The 11,786-nt window shown below is 65.3% G+C and carries 4 protein-coding genes; all 4 read right to left on the reverse strand.

The window, feature by feature from the left end; translation table 11 throughout:
* Position 1: 1 nt before the first annotated feature.
* From I6F16_RS04165 to I6F16_RS04180, 4 genes are read right to left on the reverse strand one after another with little or no spacing between them, the layout of a single operon-like run.
* Positions 2 to 9,733, reverse strand: coding sequence for a non-ribosomal peptide synthetase (locus I6F16_RS04165; protein ID WP_225112781.1), 9,732 nt, complete (start codon positions 9,731 to 9,733; stop codon positions 2 to 4).
* 56 nt (positions 9,734 to 9,789) lie between these two features.
* Positions 9,790 to 10,758, reverse strand: coding sequence for a TauD/TfdA family dioxygenase (locus tag I6F16_RS04170; RefSeq protein WP_225112780.1), 969 nt, complete (start codon positions 10,756 to 10,758; stop codon positions 9,790 to 9,792).
* Positions 10,727 to 11,482: an alpha/beta fold hydrolase gene (locus I6F16_RS04175; protein WP_081494622.1), complete on the reverse strand. Its 756-nt coding sequence runs from the start codon at positions 11,480 to 11,482 to the stop codon at positions 10,727 to 10,729. Before I6F16_RS04175 ends, I6F16_RS04170 begins: the two co-directional genes overlap by 32 nt.
* A 21-nt stretch (positions 11,483 to 11,503) precedes the next feature.
* Positions 11,504 to 11,731, reverse strand: a complete 228-nt coding sequence (locus tag I6F16_RS04180; protein ID WP_036013449.1) for an MbtH family protein — start codon at positions 11,729 to 11,731, stop codon at positions 11,504 to 11,506.
* Positions 11,732 to 11,786: the final 55 nt, after the last annotated feature.

The following is an 11,786-nucleotide window of genomic DNA, read 5'->3' on the forward strand; positions in this document are numbered from 1 at the left end:
CTCACTGCTCCGTTCCCACCAGTTCCTGGAGCTCTTCGGCATCGAATTCTTGCTCGATGAGCCTGATCGACACGACCCGGGCAAATGAGGCAAGATCGGGATGAGCGAACAGATCCGAGACCGCGATTGACACGCCGATCTCCTGCGACACCCGGCTCAGCACCCGCACTGCGAGCAAGGAATGTCCGCCGAGCTCGAAGAAGTGATCGTTGCGTCCGACCTGATCGACGTCGAGCAGCTCCGCCCAGATCCCAGCCAGCGCAAGCTCGATCTCGTCCTCGGGTGCCTCGTAGGTGCGACGCATCAACGCATCCTCGCCCGGCGCCGGCAGTGCACGGCGATCGATCTTACCGTTAGCGGTGAGCGGCAACTGCTCCAGCACCGTCACCGACGACGGCACCATGTAGTCAGGCAGAACGGCGGACAGTGCATCGCGCAAGGCGCGGCCCTCGAGCGACGGCCCGCCACTCGCATAGGCGAACAATTGGCGCCCGGTCCGGCCTTCGCCCGCCACAACGGCCGCCGCACGCACGCCACGCTGCTCGAGCAGACGCGCCTCGATCTCTCCGAGCTCGATACGGAAGCCGCGGATCTTCACCTGCTGGTCGGCGCGGCCGACATATTCAATCACGCCGTCGTCGCGCCAGCGCGCGAGATCGCCGGTGCGATAGAGGCGCGTGCCATCGACGCTGAACGGATCGGGGACGAACCGCTCCGCGGTCAGTGCAGCCCGGTTCAGATAGCCGCGGGCCTGGCCAACACCACCGATGAACAGCTCGCCGGTGACACCGACGGGAACGATATTGAGGTCGGAATCGAGAATGTGCGCCGACCTCGCACCGACGGGCCGCCCGATCGGTGCGGGCTGGCGAGGTGTCAGCGCCGCGGCGTCGACGATCCACGCCGTCGGTGCGATCACCGTCTCTGTCGGGCCGTAGGCATTGACCAGAAGATGGATATCGACGGCCTCGCGAAATGCCCTGACCCCGGTATCGGACCAGGCTTCGCCGCCGACGATACAGGCCCTGATCGCCAGCCTGCGCCCACCCTGCCGCAATGCCGCGCTCAATTGATCCGCATAGGCCGGCGGCAGGAAGATCGAGGTCACCGCATTGCGGGTCATCTCGCTGACGAGATCGTCAATCAGGAGACCGGGCTTCGAAGGCAGGACGAGCGAACCGCCCGTCATCAGCGGCACCAGCCATCGCTCGTGGGCGATGTCGAAATTGATCGATGCCGTCTGGAACTCGCGGTCACGCGAGGTCATGCGGTACAGCCGGCCGATGGCTTCGCAATGCATCGCCAGCGGTCCGCGCGCAACCGCCACGCCTTTCGGCGCGCCGGTCGACCCGGACGTGTAGATGACATAGGCCAGGCTGTCCGGATGGATTTCGATGTCGAGGTTCCCGCCGTCCTCGCCGGCGCGCGGCGATGGCTGGTCGATGCAGAGCGCCTCGACCCCGGCTTCGCGCAGCACCGGTGCAAGCGGCTCGAGCAGCGCGCCTTGCGTCAGGACCAGCGCCGCGCCGCCGTCACGCAGCATGTAGGCAAGCCGCTCGGCCGGATAATCCGGATCGAGCGGCAGATAGGCGCCTCCGGCCTTCAGAACCGCGAGCAACGCGATGATCATGTCCGGGCTTCGGCTCAAGGCAATGCCGACCAGCCGATCCGGACCGACGTTCCAGAGGCGAAGGCGTCGTGCGAGCGCGTTCGCACGCGCGTTCAACTCGCCATAGGAGATGCGCTGGTCGCCGCAGACGATGGCAATGGCAGACCGCGCCTGCGCGGCCTGTGCTTCGATATGCATCACGACGTCGGCGCAGGATGATGCGGAGGTCAGCCGCGCTGCGCCACTCCATTCGAGAGCTCGTCGCGCGTCCTGCTCGACTGCCGCAGAGAGATCACCGAGCGCACATTCCGAATTCGCCGCAATCCGTTCCAGCAGGGCGTGGAGAATGTCGCGAAGGCGCAGGATCGCCGCCTCGTCGACCCGGCTCCGGTCATAGTTGAATTCAATGTTCAGCCGATCGCCGGCGGCGAACACCGCGACCGCCAGCGCATAGTTCGTCGGCGTCACATGCGCCACACGTCCCAGCCGCGGACCACCTTCCCCGCCTCGCAGCACCCCCTCGTCGATCGGATAGTTTTCGAACACCAGGATACTGTCGAACAGCGGCTGCCCGGCACGGCCGGCGAGCCGCTGAATGTCGTAGAGCGGCGTCCAACCGTGCTCGCGCAGCGCCAAATTCTGTTCCTGCAACTGGCGCAGCCAATCGCCCACGATAGCTTGCGGGCTGGTCGCATCGACGATGGGAAGCGTGTTGATGAAGAGGCCCACCATCTCCTCTGAACCGGGCAATTCGGCCGGACGACCCGAGATGGTCACGCCGAAAGAGACCGCGGACTGCCCCGAATGACGCCGCAGCAGCTGCGCCCATGCTCCTTGTATGAGCGTGTTAAGTGTTACCCGTTCATGCTTTGCAAAGGACTTCAATCGCTCGGTCAACGCTGCGTCCACCGCAAGCCCGACGTTGGCATGGCCTTCGGCGAGGGATGTTTTGGGGGGCGTCAGTGTGTTCGCGAGCAATGTGGGCGCCTCAAGCCCTGCCAGAGCCTCGCGCCAGAACCTCTCGGCGCTCTCGCGATCGCGGCCCTGCAACCAGGCAATGTAGTCGCGATAGCCGCCCTGCACGGCCGGCAGCGGGCGGCCGCTCGCCTGCTGCAATACCTCGGCCACTAGCCGGGCCGAGCTCCAACCATCGACGAAGATGTGATGATGGGTCCAGATCAGCCAGTGCCTGTCGTCGTCGAGACGGATCAGACGGATACGCTGAAGCGGCGGCTGCGAAATGTCGAAGCCCATCTCGCGCTCACGCCGGGATATCTCCGCCAGCGCGGCTTGCAAATCCGGAGGCGCGCTGCCGCGCCAGTCCTCCTCGACGAACGGCACCGTCACATGACGATGCACCATCTGCTGCGCTGCGCCCGACAGGTTCTGCCAGACAAACCCGGTCCGCAGGGCTGCATGCCGGTCGCTGACTATCTGCCACGCGGCTTTCAGCTTGCCCGCATCGACGCCGAACAGTTCGAGCCCGACCTGATTCACATAGGCGTCGTTGGCACCGCCGCGCAGCGCATGAAACAGCATGCCCTGCTGCATCGGCGAGAGCGGATAGATTTCCTCGATGCCGCGCAGATCCAGGTTCGCAGCCAACCGGTCGAGGTCGGCTTGAGCGAGCCCAGACAACGGGACATCCGATGGCGTGAGGCCGAACGCTCCTTTGCAGCAATGGGCGATCAGTTCGCGCAGTGCGTCTTTGTAATGTGCGGCGAGCCGCTCGACCGTCGCGTCCCGGTAGCGCTTGCGTCCGTATCCGAGAGATAATTCCAATCGGCCGTCACGCACGAGGCCAGTGATGTTCAGCCAGCCGCGCATGGGTGCCGTGGCGCTACGCGAGGGACCTGCACTCTCCGCTGCGAAGGAGAAGCGCTGGTTGGTGCCTATGTTGGCGTCGAAGCGGCCTAGATAGTTGAAGACGATCTGCGGCTCCGCCAATTGAGCCAGAGCATGGCGCTGCTGCTCGGAGCCGAGATGGCGCAACACGCCATAGCCGATCCCGCGATTCGGAATCGCGCGAAGCGTCTCCTTGACCGCCTTGATCAGCGACGCCTCGTCGCCTGCATCTTTCAGCCGGACCGGGAAGGCCGTCGTGAACCAGCCGACGGTGCGGGACACATCCGCATCTGGGAAGATCTCCTCGCGGCCGTGGCCTTCGAGCTCCACGGTGATCTCGTCGTGCTGGCTCCAGCGCGACACCGCGCGCACGAGACCGGCGAGCAGGAGATCGTTGGCCTGGGTCCGATAGGCAGCCGGCGCCTGTTCGAGGAGCTGTGACGTCAGGTCGGCATCCAACACCAAGGACACCTCGCCGCCATCACCGACGCGATCGACATCGCCATGGTCGTCGTTGCATGGCAGGCGTGCGCCGGCGCCACGATCCAGCCAATACGGCAATTCGGCCGCGATCTCCGCCGTTGCCGCATAGGCATGCAGCCGCTCGCTCCACGAGGCAAAGGAGTCGCTCTTCGGCGGCAGCGCGACGGGACTGCCACGCTGCAGCTGGTCATAGGCCAACGCCAGGTCTTCCAGCAGGATACGCCAGGACACGCCATCGACGACGAGATGATGGATCGCAAGCAGCAAGCGTTGGCTACCATCCGCCAGGTCCATGCCGAGCGCGCGCAGCAGCGGTCCGGAAGACAGTGAGAGGCTTTCCTGCGCGGCACGGGCGAGCGCCGTGATGTCCGTCGCGCCGCCGACGCCCCCGTGAATCCATAACAGTTCGGATGACGCCGGTGCCGGGCCCTGCTCCGCCCGCCAGGCGCCATCCACCTGCTTGAACCGCAAACGCAGCGCATCGTGATGGTCCGAGATGGCCGCAAGCGCGCGCCGCAGCGTCTCCCAATCGACCTGCATACGGGGCAGCAGCAGAACCGCCTGGTTCCAGTGATCCCGGTTGGCAATGTCCTCGGCGAAGAAGCGCGTCTGAATCGGCATCAGATGGGGCATGCCAGATGCGGTGTCGCCGACTGACGCCTTCGCCGCCGGTCTCTCCTTCTTGGTCGTCCCCGCCGATATCACGGCGACCGTCGCCAACCCGGCAATCGTCTGCTGGCTGAAGATCTGCTTCGGAGTGAGCCGGATGCCGCGCTTGCGCAAGCGGGCGATGATCTGCAGGCTCAGAATCGAATCGCCGCCGAGTTCGAAGAAATTGTCATTACGGCCGACGCGCTCGCGAACGAGCACCTCGCACCAGACCGCCGCGATGGCAATTTCAATATCCCCCGCAGGCGCGGCATAGCCGGCCGACGCCCCCTCTTCGGCTGGTTCGGGCAAGGCGCGACGATCGACCTTTCCATTGGGCGTCAGCGGCAATTGCGCCAACATGACGATGTGTGACGGAACCATATAGTCCGGCACGATTGCAGCCAGCTGTTGCTTGATCGCATCGGCCTGTGGAGCGGCGCCGCTCTCAGCCACGCAATAGGCGATCAGCTCCTGGCGCTCACTTTCACCGATGGCGCGTGAAACGACCACTGCGTCACCGATTCCCTGCAGCGCCTTGATGACGCGCGCGACCTCGCCCAACTCGATGCGATAGCCGCGCAACTTGATCTGGTCATCAGAACGACCCAGGAATATCAGCCGGCCCTCGCGGTCGCAGCGGACACGATCCCCGGTTCGGTAGAGGCGCCCGCCCGCGGCACCGAACGGATCCGGCACGAAGCGTTCCGCGGTCAGGCCCGCCGCGCCGCGATAGCCCCGCGCCAGCCCAGCGCCGCCGACATAGAGCTCGCCAACGACTCCGATCGGCACCTCGTTCAAGGCGTCATCGAGGACATGGACGCGCAGATTGGCAAGAGGCAGACCGATCGGAACCGCACCGTCCCCGCGGCCTTCCGCGCACTCATGCGTCACCGCACCGACGGTCGTTTCCGTGGGCCCGTAATGATTCAGGATCCGGCATTCCGGCCGCATGCGCCGGACGTCGTCCAGCAGCGCGCCATCGCACGCCTCGCCGCCCAGGACGAGCGCGTCGCGGGGGAGCAGATCGGCCGAGCGCGAGGCCTGAAGCAGCCCTCGCAGATGGCTCGGCACGATCTTGAGAATGTCGACCTCGCCCTCGCGCATCGCTTGTGCAAACGCATCCGCGTCGAATACGGCCTCCGGTGACAGCAGATGCAGCGTGCCGCCGGATGCGAGCGCACCGAACAGGACAGTGTGGCCGAGGTCGGCCGCCACCGTCGAAACCATCGCCATGCTCGCCGACGGGCGCGGCTTCAGGCGCTGCAACAGGGCTTGCACGTAATTGGCCAAGGCCCCGTGCGAGACGCTGACGCCCTTAGGCGCGCCGGTCGATCCGGAGGTATAGATGACGTAAGCGGTCTGCGCCGGGTGAATGATCGTGTCGGGCGGCAGGCTCGACACCTCGGCGCGCGCCGCTTCCGCCTCCGCCTCGAGCACCAGGCAGCCCAGCTCGCGCGCATCCGCCAATTTGTCGCCCGCCGCAAGCATGATGTCGATGCCGCCGTCGGTCAGGATACGGCGGACGCGCTCCAACGGCCATTTCGGATCGAGCGGGACATAAGAGCCGCCCGCCTTCAGCACACCGAGCAAGGCGACGACAAAGGCCGGAGAGCGCTCGATCCACAGCGCAACCGGTGTCTCGCGTGCCACGCCCTTCGCGATGAGGGCGTGTGCGATACGATTTGACCGCTGCTCGAGCTCCGCAAAGGTCAGTCGCCCCCGGCCGCATCGAATGGCGATGGCGGTCTGTCGATCGACTGTCGCCGCGCGATGAAGGCTCACCACATCGGCGAAGCCGAACGCCGCAGCCTCACTCGGCACGGTCTGCCGGTGTCCGTCGTCGATGACGAAGTCCGATATCCGCCGCTCGGCGTTGTCGGCAATCTGGCGCAGCATCGAACCGAATTGCGTCGCCAATCGCGCGATAGTCGGACGCTCGAACAGATCGGTGGCGTAGTTGAACGTGACCTTCATGCCGACGCCATCGATGACGTCGAGGGCGACATCGAAATGCGAACCAGCGAGATCGACAATGTCGATGTCGGCAGTGAGCCCCTCGACGCCGGAGAAACCGCCCGGCGCCGTCATGTAGTTGAACTTCGCCTGGAACAGGGGATTTTGCCCACCGCTGCGTTCGGGCTTGAGGCCGTCGACCAGCATTTCGAACGGAAGATCCTGGTGCGTCAGCGCCTCGACCACCGACTCCCTGACCTGACGCAACAGGCTGGTGAAGCTCGCTTCGGCGGTCATCTCGGCCCGCAGCACCAGCGTGTTGACGAAACATCCGATCAGTCGTTCGAGCTGCGTATGCCGGCGCCCGGCGACCGGCACGCCGACACGCAAATCACTCTGCCCGGTGTAGCGCTGGAGCAGCGCGTAATATGCGCCGAGCAGCAGCATGAAGACGCTGACGCGCTGCTTGCCGGCGATCTCCCGGAGCCGGGACGCAAGCACGGCGTCGATGGCCAGACCGATCGTATCGCCGGCATGGCTCTGGATCGTCGGGCGCGGCCGATCATGCGGCAGCGCCAGCACCGGGTGAACATCGCCGAGCTTGGCGCGCCAATAGGCGAGCTGCCGATCGCCCTCGCCGCCCGCAAGCCAGCTTCGCTGCCAAGCCGCAAAATCAGCATATTGAATTGCCGGAACCGGCGGCACGCCTGCGTCCTGACCGGTACCGGCTCGATAGAGAGCGGCCAGCTCTTCGAGTAGCACATCAAGCGACCATCCATCGACGATGATGTGATGGGCCAGCAACAGCAGTTCATACGCATCGTCCGCAAATTGAAGCAGCACGGCGCGCAACAATGGCCTGTTCACGAGATCGAATGGCTTGCCGAGCTCGGATCGCCTGACCGTCTCCGCGCGCTCGGAGCGCTCCCGCACAGAATAGGCGCGGAGATCCTCGTGCCGAACGCCGATGCTCATGACATCGTGGACGAGCTGCGTCCCACGGCCGTCTCTGGCGATGAACGTGGTGCGCAATATCTCGTGACGACGGACGATCTCGCCGAAAGCACGCGAAAGCACTGCACGGTCGAGCCGTCCCTTCAGACCGATTGTGCTCGCAACGGTATAGGCTGTCCCAGCAGGATCCATGTTCCAGAGGAACCAGAGCCGCTCCTGTGCGTGCGACAGCATCGTGCGATCGGCCGCGACGGCCCATGGGATCGGCGGGAGCGCTCGGCCAGCGCCGGTGCCCGCCAAAACATCGATCCGGCCAGCGAAGGCCGCAAGCGCCGGCGCGTCGAAGAAGGTGCGCAGCTCCACTTCCACGTTCAGGCGGTCGCGGATCGCCGCGGCTACTTGGCCAGCCGCGATCGAGTTTCCGCCCAGCACAAAGAAATCGTCCTCGCGATGCACCGCCGCGACGCCAAGCGCCTCGCACCACATCGCAGCGACGGCGCGCTCGGTATCAGTCGCCGGCACCGTCAGGGATGCAGTGCCGCGGCGACGCCCTCTCTCGAACACCGCGAAGCTGTCGAGCGTGTTGTCGGCGAGACGCGTTGCGCAGGCCGACCGCTGCAGCTTGCCGCTCGTCGTCAGCGGCATCGCTTGCGGGTTCAGCAGAACGATCACGGCCGGATATTCCTGCGCCTGCCGGAGCACGGCTTCGCCGATCGCATGTGCGAGCGCTTCCGGATTGCTACGCTTGAGCACGGCGCGGCTGAACTCCACCGCCACTCCGATGGCTTCACGCCCCTCGACCTCGATGGGAAAGGCGGCAACCCGTCCGCTGCGGACGGATTCGACCTCGGCTTCGACCGCCTGCTCAACATCCGTCGGATAGACGTTCTGCCCGCGAACGATCAGCAGGTCCTTGAGACGACCGGCCACCACGAGTGCGCCGTCGCGAAGGAAGCCGATGTCGCCGGTCCGCAGCCAACGCGCACCATCTCGCTCGACGAAGGCTTGATGCGTGGCCTCGACATTGTTCCAGTAGCCGAGCGCGACACTGGGACCGGTGACCCAGATCTCGCCCACCTCATTCGCCTCGGCCACCGCCGATTCGTCGACGCGCATGATGCGCACGGCGTGACCAGCAGCAGTTCGACCACATGCCACGAGGTCCGTGCCTTCGCTGGCGCTCGCGATGCGGCCGGCGGCGAGTTCCGCGGTGTCGAGCGTGTAGCTGACGGTCTCGGCGGTGATGTCGCTGGCCGTGACCAGCAGCGTCGCCTCCGCAAGTCCATAGCAAGCCGTCAACGCCCGTCGATCGAACCCGGCCCGCGCAAACCGGTCGCCAAATTTCTCGAAGGTGGTGCGGCGGACGAACTCCGAGCCCGAGAACGCAAACCTCCACCGGCTGAGGTCGAGCCGACGGATGGTCTCTTCCGAGATGCGGTCGGTGCAGAGTGAGTACGCGAAGTCGGGGCCACCGCTCAACGTGCCGCCGTGACGGTCGATGGCCTCGAGCCAGCGCCGTGGCCGCTCCAGGAAGTTCCGTGGCGACATCAGGACGCCGGTAAAGCCCGTGAACAGCGGGTTCAGAAGTCCGCCGATCAGCCCCATGTCGTGATAGAGCGGCAGCCAGCTCACAAACACGTCGTCCGGCGTTCCGCCACAAACCGCTTCGATGGCACGCTCGTTGGCCGCCAGATTGCCGTGAGAGACGCAAACGCCCTTCGGCTGCGAGGTCGAGCCGGATGTGTACTGGAGGAACGCGATCCCATCGGCCGCAGGCCCCGTCTCGCGCCAGTCCGCCGCGAGATCGGGCGAAATCGTGTCCACCGCAACGATCTGCACGTCGGCGAGCTCGGGCAATGCCGCCTCGATGAGGCCGCGCAGCCCCGTCTCCACCAGGATGAAGCGCGGCGCGGCATCTCGCAGGATACCGTTGAGTCGTCCCGCATAGCGCTCGGGGCCGCCCTCAGGCGGATAGGCCGGCACGGCGATTACGCCCGAATACAGGCAGGCATAGAATGCGACGGCATAGTTGATCCCGCTCGGAAGCAGGATCACCGCCCGCTCGCCCGTACCGCCCATCTGCTGAAACCAAGCCGCAAGCGCCCTGATCCGAGCGTCGAGCGCGGCGAACGTCAGCTCGTCGGCGACGTCGTCGCCTTCGAGGAACCGCAAAGCCATCTTCTGCGGTCGCAAAGCGGCATGCTCTCGCAAGCGTTCGACGAGGTTGGATCTATCCATCTTCGAAAATTCCTGTCCGGCCGCGCGCCGGAAATCCCCACGCCGAGTGCCGCCGATCACCCCTGCCGATGAGCTTCGGCCATGGCGACGATCACCTTGCGCGGCCCCTTGAACGGGGCACGCGCGTGCGCGGTGAGCATGTTGTCGAGCATCACGACGTCCCCAGCCTGCCAGGGAAAGCTGATCTTGTGCCTCTCCAGAACGGTCCGGACCGTTGACAATGTTTCGTCCTCGATCGTCGAACCGTCGCCATAGAAGACGTTGCGCGGCAAATCGGCTTCGTCGTCGACCACGTCGAGCAGACTCTCGCGCACCTCCGGGTCGAGATTGGAGACGTGGAACAAATGCGCCTGGTTGAACCAGACCCGGTCACCGGTGACCGGGTGCTGCGCCGTGCCCTGACAGATCTGGCGCGTGCGGAGCTCGCCGTCTTCCTTCCACTCGCATTCGATGTCGTGGCGAGCGCAGTAAGCCTCCACCTCCGATCTGGAGTCGGTGCCGAACACCTGCTGCCAGTCGACGTCGAGCCCGTTGCCGTAGTTCCGCACATACATCACGCCCTTCTCGGTAAACCGCTCGCGAATGGCCGGCGGCATGTCGCGATAGATGGCGCGGCTGTCGGCGATCGGCGTCTCGCCGCCTTCCAGCGCCGGCTGCATGCAGTAGAACCAGATCTTCATCGGCCAATCGCGGGTATAGGCCTGCTCGTTGTGCAGCGGGATATGCTGGTGCGGCGGATACTCCGTGGACGTGTAGACGCCTGAGGTCACCTGCGAACGCGGCGTCGACCCGAACTCGTAGGTCAGCAGCGGGTGGCCGAAATCGGCCGCGAAGGCTCGAAACGCATCGGGACCATCGAGCGCGAAATCGCGAAACACGATGCCGCCGCTGTCGGTGAGGTACCGGTCGATCGTTGCACGCAGCATGGGAAGGGATTCGCCGAGCGGCTGCCCGGCCTCACCTGCCCTAAGCAGCATGGGAAGAGCCTTGCCCTCAATGAGTGGCTGGACGGAGAACGCGCTCATGATCCTCGCTCCGATGCAAACCGGTCGATCGCCCCGATTGCCGGGCCAGCGCCCAGCCGATCCGGTCGATCAGTTCGGCCTGCTGTGTGTGAATGAAGAAGTGATGCCCGGGCAGAATATCGAGCGTGAATGCCGCCGAGGTCTCCAGCCGCCAAGCCTCGAGTGCTTCGCGGCTGGTCTCGTCGTCCGCTCCGCCAAAAACGTGTACGGGGCACGGCAATGGACGCCGCGGCCGGTAGGCATAGGCTCCGCACATCAGAAAATCTGCGCGCAGTACCGGCAGCGCGGATCGCATCAACTCGGCATTCGACAGCGCCTCGTCGGGTGTGCCCTGAAGATCACGCAGCTCCTGCATCAGCGCCTGGTCGCTCAGGGGATGGCGCCACTTGCTGCCGTCCCGAACCGCCGGCGCTTCCGCACCCGAGGCGAAGAGAATGGCCGGCGCAGGCACTCCGCTATCGAGCAGGCCATGTGCGAGCTCGAACGCGATCACGGCACCGAGGCTGTGCCCGAACAACGCATAGGGCCCGTCGAGCTGTGCCGCGAGTTCACCAGCCAGCTGCGCCGCCAGCACGCCCGGATCGGTCGCCAGCGGCTCGTCCATGCGCGCACCACGCCCGGGCCATTCGACCGGCCGAACGTCGATCCATGACGGCAGCAGCCTGCGCCACCGCGCATAGAACATGGCACTGCCGCCGGAATAAGGCAGACAAAGAAGCCGCATCGGACGACCAGACTTCGCTGACTACGTCGTCTGCTGAGGCGACGCGCCGTCCATGAACTTGCGCAAGCTGAGCGGGCGCATGTCGGTCCACACCTGCTCGATATGGTCGAGACATTCCTTCTTGCTGCCGGACTTGCCCACCGCCTTCCAGCCGGCCGGAATCTCCTTGAACGTCGGCCAGATGGAGTATTGCTCTTCGTGATTGACGACGACGGTGAAGGTGACATCGTCTCTGTCGAACACCATCATGGCGCGATCCCCTTTTCGGAAAGCGAAAGCAGAGACGTTTGACTAGGTGAGAAGC

Source organism: Bradyrhizobium sp. IC4060 (assembly GCF_020193715.1).
Lineage (GTDB): Bacteria > Pseudomonadota > Alphaproteobacteria > Rhizobiales > Xanthobacteraceae > Bradyrhizobium > Bradyrhizobium yuanmingense.

What these genes read in the sequence shown, in the direction of transcription:
- I6F16_RS04165 (WP_225112781.1), bottom strand. Translation starts at nt 9,733, where the DNA reads ATGGATAGATCCAACCTCGTCGAACGCTTGCGAGAGCATGCCGCTTTG.
- I6F16_RS04170 (WP_225112780.1), bottom strand. Translation starts at nt 10,758, where the DNA reads ATGAGCGCGTTCTCCGTCCAGCCACTCATTGAGGGCAAGGCTCTTCCC.
- I6F16_RS04175 (WP_081494622.1), bottom strand. Translation starts at nt 11,482, where the DNA reads ATGCGGCTTCTTTGTCTGCCTTATTCCGGCGGCAGTGCCATGTTCTAT.
- I6F16_RS04180 (WP_036013449.1), bottom strand. Translation starts at nt 11,731, where the DNA reads ATGATGGTGTTCGACAGAGACGATGTCACCTTCACCGTCGTCGTCAAT.